The 15162-nt window shown below is 66.3% G+C and carries 15 protein-coding genes; 14 read left to right on the top strand and 1 reads right to left on the bottom strand.

Annotation, left to right across the window (positions count from 1 at the left end; all coding sequences use genetic code 11):
* Nucleotides 1-26 precede the first annotated feature (26 nt).
* The 10 genes from OLSU_RS04960 (at nt 27) to holA (ending at nt 9281) form a co-directional block, all read left to right on the top strand.
* Entirely contained in the window at nt 27-821 is a 795-nt protein-coding gene (locus tag OLSU_RS04960) for a dihydroorotate dehydrogenase electron transfer subunit (RefSeq protein ID WP_013251853.1), read from the top strand.
* On the top strand, nt 815-1741 hold the full coding sequence (locus OLSU_RS04955) for a dihydroorotate dehydrogenase (RefSeq protein ID WP_041548919.1): 927 nt from the start codon (nt 815-817) through the stop codon (nt 1739-1741). The genes OLSU_RS04960 and OLSU_RS04955 overlap by 7 nt, the downstream gene beginning before the upstream one ends.
* Nucleotides 1735-2457 (top strand): orotidine-5'-phosphate decarboxylase, encoded by a 723-nt coding sequence (gene pyrF, locus OLSU_RS04950; RefSeq protein WP_013251851.1) that lies wholly within the window; start codon nt 1735-1737, stop codon nt 2455-2457. Before OLSU_RS04955 ends, pyrF begins: the two co-directional genes overlap by 7 nt.
* 178 nt (nt 2458-2635) lie before the next feature.
* Nucleotides 2636-2944: an integration host factor, actinobacterial type gene (gene mihF / locus OLSU_RS04945; protein WP_013251850.1), complete on the top strand. Its 309-nt coding sequence runs from the start codon at nt 2636-2638 to the stop codon at nt 2942-2944.
* Complete coding sequence (gene gmk / locus OLSU_RS04940; protein ID WP_013251849.1) at nt 2945-3538, top strand: guanylate kinase; 594 nt, start codon at nt 2945-2947, stop codon at nt 3536-3538.
* Complete coding sequence (locus OLSU_RS04935; protein WP_013251848.1) at nt 3525-3818, top strand: DNA-directed RNA polymerase subunit omega; 294 nt, start codon at nt 3525-3527, stop codon at nt 3816-3818. Before gmk ends, OLSU_RS04935 begins: the two co-directional genes overlap by 14 nt.
* Nucleotides 3819-3821: 3 nt before the next feature.
* Nucleotides 3822-5054 carry a tRNA uracil 4-sulfurtransferase ThiI gene (gene thiI, locus OLSU_RS04930; RefSeq protein ID WP_013251847.1) on the top strand — a complete coding sequence of 411 codons (1233 nt, stop codon included), beginning with the start codon at nt 3822-3824 and terminating at the stop codon, nt 5052-5054.
* Nucleotides 5055-5255: 201 nt separating this feature from the next.
* Nucleotides 5256-5876 carry a ComEA family DNA-binding protein gene (locus OLSU_RS04925; RefSeq protein WP_049765160.1) on the top strand — a complete coding sequence of 207 codons (621 nt, stop codon included), beginning with the start codon at nt 5256-5258 and terminating at the stop codon, nt 5874-5876.
* Nucleotides 5869-8265: a ComEC/Rec2 family competence protein gene (locus OLSU_RS04920; protein WP_013251845.1), complete on the top strand. Its 2397-nt coding sequence runs from the start codon at nt 5869-5871 to the stop codon at nt 8263-8265. Before OLSU_RS04925 ends, OLSU_RS04920 begins: the two co-directional genes overlap by 8 nt.
* 47 nt (nt 8266-8312) lie before the next feature.
* The gene (gene holA / locus OLSU_RS04915; RefSeq protein ID WP_013251844.1) at nt 8313-9281 is read left to right on the top strand and encodes a DNA polymerase III subunit delta; all 969 of its coding nucleotides are present in this window, start codon (nt 8313-8315) and stop codon (nt 9279-9281) included.
* Between the two features lie 109 nt (nt 9282-9390).
* On the opposite strand, the gene rpsT is transcribed toward holA, so the two are convergent.
* On the bottom strand, nt 9391-9654 hold the full coding sequence (rpsT, locus tag OLSU_RS04910) for a 30S ribosomal protein S20 (protein ID WP_013251843.1): 264 nt from the start codon (nt 9652-9654) through the stop codon (nt 9391-9393).
* 135 nt (nt 9655-9789) lie between these two features.
* On the opposite strand from rpsT, the gene lepA reads away from it, so the two are divergent.
* The 4 genes from lepA to OLSU_RS04890 are packed head-to-tail and all read left to right on the top strand — an operon-like array spanning nt 9790 to nt 15104.
* Complete coding sequence (gene lepA, locus OLSU_RS04905) at nt 9790-11601, top strand: translation elongation factor 4 (protein WP_041548916.1); 1812 nt, start codon at nt 9790-9792, stop codon at nt 11599-11601.
* Nucleotides 11598-12650, top strand: coding sequence for a tRNA dihydrouridine synthase (locus OLSU_RS04900; protein WP_013251841.1), 1053 nt, complete (start codon nt 11598-11600; stop codon nt 12648-12650). The genes lepA and OLSU_RS04900 overlap by 4 nt, the downstream gene beginning before the upstream one ends.
* Nucleotides 12647-13930 (top strand): coproporphyrinogen-III oxidase family protein, encoded by a 1284-nt coding sequence (locus tag OLSU_RS04895; RefSeq protein ID WP_013251840.1) that lies wholly within the window; start codon nt 12647-12649, stop codon nt 13928-13930. The genes OLSU_RS04900 and OLSU_RS04895 overlap by 4 nt, the downstream gene beginning before the upstream one ends.
* Before the next feature lie 43 nt (nt 13931-13973).
* Nucleotides 13974-15104, top strand: coding sequence for a DnaJ domain-containing protein (locus OLSU_RS04890; protein WP_013251839.1), 1131 nt, complete (start codon nt 13974-13976; stop codon nt 15102-15104).
* Nucleotides 15105-15162: the final 58 nt, after the last annotated feature.

The following is a 15162-nucleotide window of genomic DNA, read 5'->3' as shown; positions in this document are numbered from 1 at the left end:
CCCATCGTCTTGATCAGGGGGCACGCGTGATTCCCACTTCCTCCGTACGGCTCCATGACTTCAGGGTCGCCTCGAACGACGAAGAGGCCGATTCGGTCTTTCGCCTCGTCATGGAGGCCCCCGCCCTGGCCCGGACCATCGAGCCGGGACAGTTCATGAACCTGAACGTCCCTGGCGACGCCTCGCACATCGTGCGTCTGCCGCTATCCTTCTCGCGCTCCGATGCCCGGGTGGGAACAGTCGAGCTGGTCTACGCCGTGGTGGGGGAGGGCACCCGTCGCCTCTCCACGATGCGCCCCGGTGACTCCTCCGACGTCGTCGGGCCCTGTGGCCACGGCTGGCAGACGCCGACGGACGCCCGGCGCTGCCTTCTGGTCTCGGGGGGCGCCGGCATAGCACCCATCATGGCGGCGTCGCGCATGCTGGCCGAGAGGGGCGTGCCCTTCGACGTCGTGATCGGAGCCCAGGACGCACGACGGCTCTGGGGCGTCGAAAGGGCGCGCGAGCTGGACGGCGGCGAGGTCGTCGTCACGACCGACGACGGTTCGGCGGGCATGAGGGGACTCACGACCGACGCCATGGGCGCCCTCCTCGGAAGGAGGGCGTATGGGATGGCCTACGCCTGTGGACCGGCTCCCATGATGGCGTCCGTCGCGCGACTGGCGGCCAAGGCGGAAATCGCCTGCCAGGTCTCGCTGGAGAGGATGATGACCTGCGGCTTTGGCGCCTGCAACACCTGCAACGTCGCCATGGTGTCGGGCGGCTACAAGGCCTGCTGCACGGATGGTCCCGTCTTCGATGCCCGGGAGGTCCTCTGGTGAGTGACGTGAGCATGTTCGTCGACCTCGGCGGAATCAAGATGAGAAACCCCATCAACACCGCCTCGGGCACCTTTGGCTACGGCTGGCAGTTCGAGGGCTTCTACGACGTGGCTCAGCTGGGTGCCATAACGACCAAGGGCTGCTCGATCGATCCCTGGGACGGCAACCCCGCCCCACGCATGGCCGAGATCGCTTCGGGGCTGATGAACTCAGTCGGACTCCAGAACCCGGGCATCTCAGAGTTCGTGCGGCAGGACGGGGAGTACCTCCAGGGCCTACGTGAGCGGGGCTGCCAGGTCATATGCCAGGTCGTGGGCCACTCCGTCGAGGAGTGCACGCGCGCCGTCGAACTCTACGACGACCTTGCGCCATTCGCCTCGGGCCTTGAGCTCAACATCAGCTGTCCCAACGTGAGCAGGGGCGGGGCGGCGTTGGGGGCCACGCCCGCCGCCGCAGCCGAGGTCATGCGTGCCGTGAGGCCGCACACCAAACTGCCGGTCATCGTCAAGATGGCGCCGCATGACGTGGGCGAGACCGCACGCGCGCTCGAGGCGGAGGGAGCCGACGCCCTCTCGCTGATCAACACCATACCGGGCATGGCGATCGACGTGCGCACGAGAAGGAGCAGGCTGTCACGCGCGACGGCCGGCATATCGGGCCCTGTCGTGCACCACATGGCCGTTCGCATGGTCTGGGAGGCCTACCATGCGGTAAGGATCCCCCTGTGCGGCATCGGAGGCGTCACGACGGGTGAGGACGCCGCAGAGTTCATCCTTGCGGGTGCGACGGCCGTGTCTGTCGGAACGGCAAACCTCTGTGATCCCCGCTGCGCCCCGCGCATCCTGTCCGAGCTGAGGCAATGGGCGTCCGAACAGGGCGCCAATGACATCAGAGAGTTGATTGGAGCCGTGGAATGCTGACAGACGAACAAGCACGCGAGTCCCTCGTCGTTGCGCTCGACCTCGACCGTGGCGACGCGCTCGGGCTGGCTGACAAGCTTCGTGGGAAGGCTCGCTGGGTAAAGGTCGGCATGACGCTCTTCTATGCCGAGGGACCCTCCATCGTGCACGAGATGCGCGAGAGGGGCCTGAAGGTGTTTCTCGACCTCAAGCTCCACGACATCCCCTTTCAGGTCAGGGGCGCCGCGCGCGCCGCATCCCTTGCTGGTGCCGACATCCTCTCCATCCATGCCATGGGATCTGCGGACATGGTCGCGCAAGCCCGTGCCGGTGTGGAGGACGCGGCCCAGGTGCGCGGCGGTCGCGCCCGGCTCGTCGCCATCTCGGTCCTGACGAGCATGGATCAGGATTCCCTGGCCGAGATAGGCGTCTGTGGCACGGTTGCCGAGGAGGTGTCCCGCCTCGCGGGCCTGTCCGTGCGGGCCGGCTCCGACGGCGTCGTGTGCTCTCCCCAGGAGGCCTCTGCCATGCGTGCCCTGCTGGGCGAGGGGGCCCTCATCGTCACTCCCGGCATTCGCCCCAAGGGCGCCTCCGTGGGGGACCAGAAGCGCATCGCCACCCCGTCTGCGGCCATTGCCGCAGGTGCCACCAAGCTCGTCGTCGGCCGGCCCATCACGCAGGCGACCGATCCCGTCCGTACCTTCGAAGCCCTCGTCGGGGAGCTTTTGGGGGCATGAACGACCAATTTGGGGCATCCAAAAGGGTCGTTTTGTGTGGATGGCCGCCTTTGACATGCTGATTTGGGAAGAAGTACTTGTAAAACGGCCGCTCAATTGGCAAACTATGTGACTGCCAGTTTGTGACCTGCTATTTTGCAGAATCATACTCAGCAAGATAACGATGTTTGGAGGAACCATGACACTACCTCAGCTTACCGACGAGCAGCGCAAGGCAGCCCTCGAGAAGGCCGCGGCCGCCCGTCACGAGCGCGCTGAGCTTCGCGAGAAGATCAAGAGGGGCGAGACCACGCTCGAGGACGTCCTCAACTCCGATGATCCCATCGCAAGCCGCATGAAGGTCTCCGCCCTCATCGAGTCCCTTCCCGGCTATGGCAAGGCCAAGGCCTCCAAGATCATGGACGAGCTGGGCATCTCCTCCACGCGTCGCGTCAAGGGCTTGGGTGCCCGTCAGCGCGAGCAGCTCATTGAGGTGCTTTCCAAGTAAGTGTCTAGGACTCCTCGTCTATTCGTCATTTCCGGACCGTCAGGTGCAGGCAAGGGCACGCTGGTTGCGGTTGTTCGCAACCAGCGCCCGGGCTTGGGCCTGACGGTTTCGGCTACCACCAGGAGTCCCCGTCCTGGCGAGGTGGACGGTACCTCCTACCATTTCCTCACCGAGTCGGACTTCGCAGACCGTCTCGCGCGCGGGGAGTTCCTGGAGTGGGCCAGCGTCCATGGCCACCGATACGGGACTCTCAGGAGCGAGGTTGACGAGAGGGTGGCCGCTGGCCGGTCCGTCATCCTCGAGATTGACGTCCAGGGTGCCCTGAACGTACGAAGGGTCTATCCCGACGCGGTGCTCATCTTCATCGAGCCGCCTTCGATGGAGGCCCTAGAGCAGCGACTGCGCGCCCGCGGCACGGAAGACGAGTCCTCGCTGGCCCTGCGCCTTTCCAACGCACGCCACGAGATGGAGCTTGCCGACAAATACGACGCTCGCGTCGTCAACGATGACCTTGACGTTGCGGCAGGCGAGCTCTCCGGCCTTCTTGAAGCATTCGAAACGAACGGAGGGGACTCCTACAATGGCAGTCACTGAGCCCGAGATCGACAACCTGCTCGACAAGACCGAGCACAACCCGTTCCTCCTCTGCGCCGTCGCGTCCAAACGTGCCTGCGACATCAACAACATGGTGCGTGGCCAGCACCTGCGCGTCACGGCCATCCAGGACTTTGATGACATCACGACCGTCGTGTCCGGCACCGACCCCGTTTCCGTCGCCATGGAAGAGATCGATGAGGGGACCCTGGGCTTCGTCAAGGAGGACTTCGACGAGGAGATCAAGGGCTCCAACGCGCGCGTCGAGCACAACCTGTAGGCCATGGCGCGCAAGGTCTGCCTGGTCCACTATCACGAGATCGGTCTCAAGGGGAAGAATCGCTCGACCTTCGAGAACCGGCTCGTGACCAACCTCCGCCGCTCGCTCGGCGACTATCCCGTTGAGGGCGTCAGGCGCATCTCGGGCCATGTCCTCGTCACCTTCGAGGGTGAGGCCACTGTCGAGGAGGCGCATGCCATCTCCCGCGTGCCCGGCGTCGCTCGGGTCTCGCTGGCATACCTCTGCGGGCTCGACGAGGGGGAGTATTGCGCAGCTGCCGTCCAAGCCCTGCGCGAGGCGGGTGACTTCGTCTCCTTCAAGGTGCATGCCCGCAGGTCGTCCACGACCTATGGGCTCCATACCCTCGACATTAACCGCCTCGTCGGCGCCGCCCTCTGCGAGGAGTTCCCTGACAGGCGGGTCGAGATGCACAAGCCGGACGTCACGGTGATGGTCGTCGTGGTCAACGGAAGCGTCTACGTTTACGCTGCCTCCGAGCCCGGTGTCGGTGGCCTTCCCGTGGGGACGGCGGGCAAGGTCGTCACGCTCCTCTCGAGCGGGTTCGACTCTCCCGTCGCGACATGGATGGTCGGACGCCGGGGAGCGACCTGCGTCCCGGTCCACTTCTCGGGTCGTCCCATGACCCCCGATACGAGCGAGTACCTCACACAGGACATCGTGCGCGCACTGGCCCCCTCGGGCGTGGTCGGAAGGCTCTACGTGGTCCCCTTCGGGGCGAGGCAGCGCGAGATCTCCCTCGCGGTGCCCCAAAGCCTGCGCATCATCAGCTACCGGCGCGTCATGTTCTCCGTGGCGGAGCGCATCGCCCAGCTCGAGGGTGCCAAGGCGATCGTCACGGGCGAGTCGCTCGGTCAGGTCGCCTCGCAGACCCTCGATAACATCGCCGCCGTCAACGAGGTCGTCTCCCTTCCCGTCCTGAGGCCCCTCATCGGCTCTGACAAGCAGGAGATCATGCGTCGTGCCGAGCAGATCGGCACCTATGACATCAGCTGCGAGACGGCACCGGACTGCTGCACCCTCTTCATGCCTCGTCGTCCCGAGACGCATGCCCGCCTCGACCAGGTCCACGAGGCTTGGGAGAGCTTTGACCACGACGCCATGATCGAGGAGCTGGTCAATGGCATCGAATACGTCGACTACGACCAGTGTCCGTCCTACCGCCCGCCCCGCATGCTGCGCCGGAGGCATCACGTGCTCGGGCCGCGCTCGCAGTAGGGCCTGGCAGGCCGGCTTTGCCCTGGCCGCGTGCTTCGTGCAATACATGCGCGATCTTCGTGCGGAGCAATCTTGGATTCGCCCGCCTGATCGCTACCCCTGCCCCGAGAATGGGGGTGGGGGTAGTTTGCTTTGGCTCAGATCGCGCGACGTAGGCATCAGTCGAAAAAAGCCCTGTCGCTCTTGGGGTTCGCTCCACCTGTGACGGCCTTGGTTGCCTTTGTGCTCTTTGCCGCCGTCCTTGTGGCCGTGGGGGCATATCGGCAGCTGTCTGGCAGCAGCTTCGAGGTGGTGCGGGGGGAGGGTCTCACGCCACCTGCCGCAGAGGAGCTCGATCCGACCGCATCGTCAGACGACGGGAGGGGGACGGGCGACGCCTCGATGAAGGAGGTCCTCGTTCATGTCGACGGTGCGGTCGAGAGCCCGGGAGTCTACCAGATACATGCGGAGTCCCCTCGTGTCAACGATGCCATTGAGGCGGCGGGTGGGCTGCGTGAGGATGCCGACACCGCCGCGTTGAACCTTGCGGCGCCCGTGACCGACGGAAGCAAGGTCCATGTGACGGCCGCAGGGGAGGCGTCGGCCCCGGAGGGGCCATCGGGAGCCGAGGATGCCACTCCGTCGGCAAGCGGGCTCGTGAACATAAACTCCGCAGGTGTGGACGAGCTCAAGGGTCTCAGCGGGGTTGGGGAGGCGACCGCCAAAAGCATCGTGGAGGATCGCGGCAAGAACGGACCCTTCTCGTCACCCGAGGATCTCATGCGGGTGTCCGGCATAGGGGAGAAGAAATTCGAGAAGGTCCGGGACCAGATCTGTGTCTGAGACGAAGGCCCCGCTGCCTGCGCGTCCCTACGTCCCCTTCACGTTCTACCTGATGGTGACGGACATCCTCCTCGTCCGTCTCGTACTGTCGAGGGGTGATGGGTGGAGGGCCCTTGGCGTCATCGCCTGTCTGGGGACGATTGCCGGGGCGGGACTTACCCTCGTCGCGCGCCACCATCGCCACAAAGGTGGCCACATGGGCACGATGGCGCGCATGGTCTGTGTCCTGGCGCTGTCCTCACTGCTTGCCGTGCTGGTGGCGACCACGGCGCTTGGGCGCCTGGACGCCTGCGAGTCCCTGCTGTCAGAGAGACCTGTGAGCGAGTGGGAGCTGCGCATCACCACGGAGGGACGCGCGACGGTCGGCGGACAGCGATGCCAGGCCAGCGTCAGCGTTGACGGAGTGTGCCGCGGTGACGTGTGGGTGACGACCCAGGATGAGTATGGCATCGGAATGACGATCCGAGGCGTGGGTCGCTTCTCTCCCAACGCCAATGACGAGTCCTCGCGCTCGAACCGCCTCAGGGGCATCGCTGGGAGCGTGCGCATGGTCAGGGTCCAGGAGACAAGGGAGCCGGAAGGCGTCTACGCCCTGGTCATGGCGGCCAGGGAGGGAGCACTCAGGCTGATCGACCCGGATGCCGACGACGCCCGGGCGATCGTCGCCGGCAGCATATGTGGATCCCGAAGGGCCATGGACGCGCGAGGGCTGACGGACGACTTCGCGACCTGCGGCGTCGCCCATCTCGTCGCAGTCTCGGGCGGCCATCTCGCCATCGTGTCATCGGTGGCCGCGCGCCTGCTTGCCCTGACGGCGCTCGCCCCTTCCGCGCGCGCCGTCCTCCTCCTTGCCTGCGACGTGCTCTTCGTCGTGTTCTGCGGGGCCCCTGTGTCTGCCGTCAGGGCCCTTCTCATGGTCCTGGCGTCATCCGGGGCCCAGCTCGTTGGCAGGCGGAACCATTCCCTTTCCTGTGCCTGCGTCGTCGCGGCGAGCATGGTGCTCGTCGACCCCTTTGCCGCTGGGCAGCTGGGGTTCCTCCTCTCCGTCTCCTCGGTCGTCGGGCTCTGTCTGTTCTCCCCCTACGCGGCATATGCCCTCAGGGCCCTTCTGCCCCGCCGGCCCCAATCTGTGCCATGGCGCCTGCCCTGCGGTCGCGCTCTCTCTCGCGCCTTCGACGCCTTTGCCGACATCACGGCCGCGACGCTCGTCGCCCAGGTGGTGACCCTGCCGATCGTAGGCCCTGCCTTCGGGTCCTTCGCGCTGGTGTCCACTGTGGCGAACCTGGTGCTGGGGCCACTGTTCGAGCTGCTCATCACTGCGGGGCTCCTGGCGTGCGTCGCCCCCCTCGCTCCCGTGCGCGTGGGCGCCTTGCTGGTCTGCGATGGTTCGGGATCCCTTGCGGCTGATGCGGTGAGGCGCATGTCACGCATTCCCCTTGCCTCCCTGCGCGTGGACGTTCCCGGATGGGTGCTCTGGCTTGTCGTGGTGACCGCCTCTGCCCTGTTGGTCTGGAGGTGGCCAAAGGTGAATCCGCGCAAGGTCAGGATCGCTCTCGGGGGAGCCGCTGCCGTGCTCTCCGTCCTGCTTGTTCGCTGGGCGCTCTTCGCGCCGCCCAGCGTGCGCATCTTGGATGTGGGACAGGGCGACGCCATACTCGTCCAGGACGGGCCGTCGGCCGTCCTGGTCGACAGCGGACCCGACGAGCGCGTGGCGGACGAACTTGCCCGCCTGCATGTCTTTCGCCTGGACGCCGTCGTACTCACCCATCTGCATGACGATCACTACGGTGGGCTGTCGTCGCTGTGTGGCGTCGTGCGGTGCGACAGGGTCATCGTCGCACGGGGCGTGCGGGAGCACCTGTCAGGAGAGGCGGCAGAGGCCGTCCGCCGCCTGGTGGGCGATCGCGTGGAGGAGGTCTCATGGGGGGACGGACTGCGTGTGGGTAACTTCGGCCTGAGGGTCATCTGGCCCGAGCAAGACGTCGACGGATCACATAACGCCGACTCGATAGAGCTGTACCTCAGCTACCGGGACGGGGACCGCATCCTCACGGGCCTATTGACGGGCGATGCCGAGAGGGACGAGACGGGCCCGGCCGTCTCCCACGCCCATCTGGGAAAACTTGACTTCCTGAAGGTTGGGCACCATGGTTCCGAGGTGTCAATCGGTGACGGGACGGCGCGCACCATCAGCCCCGAGCTGTCAGTGGCGAGCGCGGGGGAGGGCAACCGCTATGGCCATCCCAGCGCAACCTGCGTCGACACCCTCGAGCGCGTCGGCTCGCGCTTCCTCTGCACCAAGGACGTGGGGACGGTGGAACTGCTGCCGGAAGACGGCGGCTTTCTCGTGCGCACGGCGCGCCCCCGGCTGGCCCCTGATGTGGCATAGTGGGGAGTGTCAGAAGTGCACGCCATGCCGTCGCGAGAGGATGCGCCTTGGCTTCCAAAAAAACCGTGCTCGCACCTGCGTACCTCGTCGTTGGCTCTGACGAGCTGAAGAGCCGGCAGGCCGTCACGCGGCTCAAGGGTCACCTCGACGCGGGTCTGGCCGCGTTCAATCTGGACGAGCGGGCCGCCAAGGCCGACATGGTGCCCGCGGACATCGTGGCCTCGCTCAACACGCTTCCTGTTGGGAACGGCTTCAGGCTCGTACTGGTGGAGAATGCCGAGAGACTCCCCAAGGCGGCCTCGGAAGCCATCGTCGCCTACCTCAGGGACCCTAACCCCGCCTGCGTCCTCTGCCTCGTCGCGTCATCGCTCGCCAAGTCGACCCGCCTCTACAAGGCGGTCAAGTCTGCGGGGGAGCGCACGATAGTCGACTGCACTCCCAAGAAGCGCTGGGAGCTGGCCCCTACCGTAGGGCGCATGGCCGCCCGCTATGGGATGAGAATGGGCGAGGAGGCCGCCCGGGAGCTCGTGAGCAGGGTGGGGGAGTCGACCACTTTGCTCGATACCCAGGTGAAGACCCTGGCAGCACTCTGTCGTGAGACGGGCGCCATCACGCTCTCCGACGTCGAGGCCCACGTCGCCCGGACGGCGGAGGTCAAGCCCTGGGACTTTCTCGATGCCGTCTCGGCACGGGATGGGCGCAAGGCCCTGGTGCTCTACACAATGATGCGGAAGCCGTCCCAGGTGGCGCTCCTCTCCCTGCTGACGGGGAGGCTTCGCGAGCTTATCTGTGCCCGGGCGCTTGACGAACGGGGCGAAGGGTCGCTCCTCCCGAGCGCCTTGGGCAAGCAGGGCTGGCAGGTGAAGAGGCATCTGGTCTGGGCGCGGGGTTTTGCCGCCGGCGAGCTTGAGAGGGGCCTCGTGCTCTGTGCCCGCTGCGACCGGTCATTGAAGAGCGCATCGGAACCCGACCTCGCCTTCGTGCGGCTCGTGGTACAGCTATGCGGCTACGCCTGACGCCCATCTGTCGGCGTCCGACAGGCGCCCAATCGCGACCGTCCAAAAAAAGACGGCGACCCGAGGGCCGTCGTCCTGCATGCCGCAATCTTGTCTGCCTTGGAAGGAGCTAGCCGAGGGTGTTGACAAGCCTCTGCACGCCGCTCTTGCGCTCCGCCGCCTGGTTCTTGTGGATGATTCCCTTGGAAGCGGCCTTGTCGAGCAGGCGATTGGCCTTGCAGGCCGCAGCCTGGGCCGTGTCGGCATCCTTTGCCTCGACGGCCTTGCGAACATCCTTGACCGCGGTCTTCAGCTCCGAGCGGACGGCCCTGTTGCGGACGCGCGCCTTCTCGGCGGTGATGATGCGCTTCTTCTGAGACTTGATGTTAGCCACGTGCGATTCCTTTCGGTTCTTATCCCTGAGGCCCCTGTATTTGAGGTGAAGGATGTGGGGAATCCAACACCTGACACGGCAAGGTCGGTTCGCAAGTATAGCATGCTGCGCCCAAGATGGGCTATCATCATCGCCATGTCTCGCAACGATACTTCACATATACGCAACTTCTCGATCGTCGCGCACATCGACCACGGTAAGTCGACCATCTCGGACCGCATCCTCGAGCTCACCCACACGGTGGAGGAGCGTGACCTCGCGTCCCAGATGCTCGACTCCATGGAGATTGAGCGCGAGCGCGGCATCACCATCAAGAGCAATGCCGTGCGCGTGGAGTACGAGGCCGAGGACGGCGAGACCTACCAGCTCAACCTCATCGACACTCCGGGGCACGTCGACTTCACCTACGAGGTGTCCCGTTCCCTTGCGGCATGTGAGGGCGCGATCCTCGTGGTCGACGCCACGCAGGGCGTGGAGGCCCAGACGGTCTCCAATGCGACGCTCGCCATGAACGCGGGCCTTGACATCGTGCCGGCCATCAACAAGATCGACCTGCCCTCGGCGCATCCCGAGGAGGTCAAGACGGAGATCGAGGACGACCTTGCCATCCCCGCCGACGACGCCGTTCTGGTCAGCGGCAAGACGGGTGAGGGCATCCATGACCTGCTCGAGAGCGTCGTGTTTCTGGTCTCGCCCCCGCGAGGCGATGCATCGGCACCGCTCAAGGCGCTCATACTCGATTCCTACTTCGACGAGTACCGTGGGGTCATAGCCATGGTCCGCGTCTTTGACGGCCATATCAGGGAAGGTCAGGGACTCAGGATGATGGCCCTCGGTGACGAGTTCCTCTGTGACGGCGTCGGCTGCAAGCGTCCCCTCGAGACCCCCCTCGACGAGTTGGGTGTAGGTGAGGTGGGCTATGTCGTGACGGGCCTCAAGGACCCGTCGATGGTCAAGACGGGGGACACCATCACCTCCGTCGAGAACCCCTGTGCTGAGCCGTGCCCCGGCTACCACGAGGCCAAGCCGATGGTCTTCACGGGACTCTTCCCGATAGACAACAAGCAGTACGAGAACCTACGTGACGCACTCGAGAAGCTCCAGGTCAACGACCCGTCACTTACTTGGTCGCCCGAGGTGTCCGTTGCCCTGGGCTTCGGCTTCCGCGTGGGCTTCCTCGGCCTCTTGCACATGGAGGTCGTCAAGGAGCGCCTCGAGCGCGAGTTCGGCCTGGACCTCATCGCCACCTCGCCCTCGGTCGACTACCACGTGTTCAGGACCGATGGCGAGATGGTGAGCATCACCAGTCCCCAGGACCTGCCCGACGTCACGCGCATCGAGCGCATCGAGGAGCCCTACCTCAAGGCCAAGGTCATCGTTCCACCCGAGTTCATGGGTGCCGTCATGCAGCTGGCCGTCGATCACCGCGGCATCACCCGGGACATGGTCTACCTCACGGAGAGGTCCGTGGAGATGCACTTCGACATCCCGCTCGCAGAGCTCATACTGGACTTCTTTGACCAGCTCAAGAGCCGCACCAAGGGCTACGCCTCCCTCGACTACGAAATGGGCGACTATCGCTGCTCGGACCTCGTGAGGCTCGACATACTGCTGGCAGGCGACGAGGTCGACGCACTCTCGTTCATCGTGCACAGGGACAAGGCCTACGGCATGGCGCGCGCCCTCTGCGACAAGCTGAAGGAGATCATTCCGCGCCAGCAGTTCGAGGTCCCCATACAAGGTGCCATCGGCAACAAGATCATCAGCCGCTCGACCGTCAAGGCGCATCGCAAGGACGTCCTCGCCAAATGCTACGGCGGCGACATCTCTCGCAAGCGCAAGCTCCTGGAGAAGCAGAAGGAGGGAAAGAGGCGCATGAAGTCCATCGGCTCGGTGGACGTCCCGCAGGAGGCGTTCCTTGCCGTCCTGAAGGTGGAGGACCAGTGACGCCCTCGGAGGTCCTTGCGGCCTGGGGCCCCGCGGCGGGCCTGACCGCAAGGGTCAGCCCCTTCCCCCCGACGGGGAGCCTCTCCGAGCGCCTTTCGCGCAACCCCTACTTGATGGCGCCCATGGCGGGCGTCACGGACGCCGCCTACCGCCTCATGGCTCGTGCGGGTGGTGCGGGACTCGCCTACAGCGAGATGGTGTCGGTCGCGGGCATCCATTACGGCGGGGAGAAGACCTGGGATCTCGTCTGTCCCCGGGACGGCGAGAGCGAGCTGGCGGTCCAGCTGTTCGGCTCGAAGCCCGAGCAGTTCCGCGAGGCTGCCGCGAGAGTCCAGGAGCGCCTGGGCAGGCGCCTGGCGCTCATCGACGTCAACATGGCCTGTCCCGTGCCCAAGGTCACCCGCAAGGGCGAGGGGTCGGCATTGTTGGACGACCCCGCCCTCGCCGCCAGCATCGTGAGGGCCTGCAAGGCCGAGGCCACAGTGGACGTGACCTGCAAGATACGTCGCGGCCGCAGGGCGGGGGAGGAGGTCGCCCCCGAGTTCGCGCGCGCCATGGAGCAGGCTGGGGCATCTGCCATCGCCGTGCACGGAAGGACCGCGAGCCAGCTCTATCGGGGAGAGGCCGACTGGGGCACCGTCTCTCGTGTGGCCCGGGCCGTGGACGTTCCCGTGATCGGGTCGGGTGACGTGACAGACGCGGCGACTGCCCGCAGGATGCTTGCCGAGACGGGTGCCGCAGCCGTGATGGTGGCTCGGGGAAGCTATGGCAACCCCTGGCTCTTCGCCCAGGCGCGGGGCATCTCTGCCGCGTCCGGTACGCCGTCGTCTCGACTCTCGGCGTTCGAGTGCCACCTGCGCCTCCTGGAGGCCACCGGTGCCCACATGGCCCGGGCCCGCAGCCTTGCCGGCTGGTACTTCAGGGGGCTACCCCATGCCGCAGCCTGGCGCGAGCGCTCCATGCATTGCGCGGACCTGGGGGACTACCTGCACGTCATCGAAGAGCTGCGCACGCTCCTTGCCCAGTCCCCCGGGAGACGTGACCGATGACTGGCGCCGTCCGTCACGTCCGGGCGACCAACGCGCCGGGGGTCCCTTCGGGTCCTGGCACCGTGGCCGCACTCTACGTCCACATCCCCTTCTGTGCCCACAAATGCCCCTATTGCGACTTTGCGTCGAGGGCCACCGCGCGCAACGACGCGCGCATGCTGCCCTACCTCGGGAAAATCCTCGAACAGTACTCCGAGCTGCGAAGCGTGGGGTTGCTTGAGGGTTGCGATACGGCCTATGTCGGTGGGGGAACACCCCCGATGCTGGGTGGGGGGCTGGTCGATCTGAGCCTCGCCATCGGCGAGCTGGGCACCCTGAGCGAGTTCTCGATGGAGGCGAACCCCGAGTCGCTGCCTGCGGACCTGGTGGGGGAGCTTGCCCAGACGCCTTTGACCCGCGTCTCGCTCGGCGTGCAGAGCACGGACGACGTCGAGCTTGCGGCCTTGGGCAGGACCCACGGCGCACGGGACGCCCTGGCGGCGGTGGAGTCGGTGGCGTCCTCGGGCCTTGCCGTCTCCTGCGACCTGATGTGCGCGATTCCCCACCAGAGCGATGCCACCTGGAGGCGCTCCCTTGCCGACGTCCTCTCGGCCGGGGCGACCCACGTGAGCGTGTACCCGCTCTCCATCGAGGAGAAGACCCCCTTCGGGGCGCGCTACGCAGGCACTCGCCCGGACTTCAACGATGAGGCCGTGCAGGCGCGGCGCATGGAGATCGCGTGCGACGCGCTCGCCGCCGCCGGGCTGCGGCGCTACGAAGTCGCAAGCTACGCACGTCCCGGTCGTGAGTGCCGTCACAACCAGACGTACTGGGAAGGGCGGAGCTACCTCGGAATCGGCGTCGCGGCGGCAGGCATGCTCGATCGCACGGGATACGAGTCTCTGAGGCGAGCCTGTCCGCAGCTCCCCGTCCCCCTGCCCGGCATCGCGCGCGTCCGGCTCGTGGTCAAAGACGACCTGGACGCATTCCTCGCCTCCTCCTCCTGCGCAGACCTGCACTTCTCCGGTGAGATGCTCACCGAGCGGCAGGCCGTGGCCGAGGACCTCATGCTGGGGGCACGCCTCGCGCGCGGCATCGGGGAGGACCTGCTGTCCCGCGCGCGGGGAGTCGTCGGCGCAGATGCGCTTGACGCCGCCCTCGGACGCGTGCATCGGTCGGGGCTGGCCACGCGCGAGGGCGGCTCCCTCGTGCCGACCCGTCGTGGATGGCTTCTGGGAAACGAGCTCTACGGGGAATTGTGGGGCCTCTCGGAGGGTACAATCGCGACGTTTGCATGCTGACGACCCGCGCAATGCGCGGCTGGGGAAGTAGGGTGCCGCCCATATGGCGTCGATGAACGAAAAGGACTACTACGCCATCCTCGGTGTGGACAAGGATGCCACGACGGATGACATCAGGAGGGCCTTTCAGAAGAAGGCGCGCAAGCTCCATCCCGACGTGAACAAGGACCCTGGCGCCGAGGAGCGCTTCAAGGAGGTCTCCGAGGCCTATGCCGTCCTCTCGGACGACGCCAAGCGCAGGCGCTATGACGCCCTGCGCTCCGGCTCCCCGTTTGCGGGCTATGCCTCCCCGGCTGGCTCTGCGGGCGGCGGCTATGGCGGCTCGCCGTTTGGAGACTTCCCCTTTGGCTGGGGCTTCCCCTTTGGCGGCGGCTACGGCCGGGGGAGGGGGGAACCGTCCGCACGCTCGCGTGCGTACAACCCCCGCGCGGGTGCCGACGTGTCGGTCCGCCTCGACCTGGATGGCGACGTGGCGGCGCGGGGCGTGCGACGGGGCGTCACCTACCAGCGCTATGTCGCCTGCGACGTGTGCTCTGGGCGCGGCTCGGTGGAGACGAGCCACTCCGAGACCTGTCCCACCTGCGGCGGCAGCGGCAAGATGCGCGTCGACCTCAGCGGCATCTTCGGGTTCGGCGTGATGGAGATGGAGTGCCCCGAATGCGAGGGCACGGGCAAGGTCGTCGCCGATCCCTGCGGCAACTGCGGCGGCTCGGGTCGCGTGCTCTCGGCGAGCGAGGTCGTCGTCGAGATTCCCGCTGGAAGCCACGATGGCGACGAGGTCCGCATCGAGGGCATGGGCAATGCGGGGACCAATGGCTCCGCTGCGGGCGACTTCGTCTGTCACATCGGCGTTCCCAGCGAGCGGCTGACGCAGCGTCAGTCGATGGGCTTTCAGGTTCTGGGCTTCGACCTGCCGTTCATCGTCTTCGGTGCGATATCCGGCAATCTTGCCGCCTACAGCGTCTTCGTGGTCATGCTCCTGGTCGCCGGCGTGCTGCTGGCCTTCAGGGATGGGATCGCCCACGAGCGCGCCTGGTGGAGGAACGCCCTCGCGACGCTCGCGAACGGCGTGGCGACGGGAACGTTCTTCGCGATCCTCACCATCGCCATGTACTCGTGCACCTCGTCGCTCGGCCGGGCGGGCTATACCGGCTCCGCGTTGACGCGGGGGTAGCATCACGGGCGCGGCGGCTGCCGTGCGCCCTTCTGGCATGTTTCGTATACGTTCTGGC

It is taken from the genome of Olsenella uli DSM 7084, assembly GCF_000143845.1.
Classification (GTDB): Bacteria; Actinomycetota; Coriobacteriia; order Coriobacteriales; family Atopobiaceae; genus Olsenella; species Olsenella uli.
This window is presented reverse-complemented; position numbering and strand designations above follow the sequence as displayed.

Excerpts from the sequence above, each read along its gene's own strand:
- pyrF (WP_013251851.1), top strand. The coding sequence starts at position 1,735 with ATGCTGACAGACGAACAAGCACGCGAGTCCCTCGTCGTTGCGCTCGAC.
- mihF (WP_013251850.1), top strand. The coding sequence starts at position 2,636 with ATGACACTACCTCAGCTTACCGACGAGCAGCGCAAGGCAGCCCTCGAG.
- OLSU_RS04935 (WP_013251848.1), top strand. The coding sequence starts at position 3,525 with ATGGCAGTCACTGAGCCCGAGATCGACAACCTGCTCGACAAGACCGAG.
- thiI (WP_013251847.1), top strand. The coding sequence starts at position 3,822 with ATGGCGCGCAAGGTCTGCCTGGTCCACTATCACGAGATCGGTCTCAAG.
- lepA (WP_041548916.1), top strand. The coding sequence starts at position 9,790 with ATGTCTCGCAACGATACTTCACATATACGCAACTTCTCGATCGTCGCG.
- OLSU_RS04895 (WP_013251840.1), top strand. The coding sequence starts at position 12,647 with ATGACTGGCGCCGTCCGTCACGTCCGGGCGACCAACGCGCCGGGGGTC.
- OLSU_RS04890 (WP_013251839.1), top strand. The coding sequence starts at position 13,974 with ATGGCGTCGATGAACGAAAAGGACTACTACGCCATCCTCGGTGTGGAC.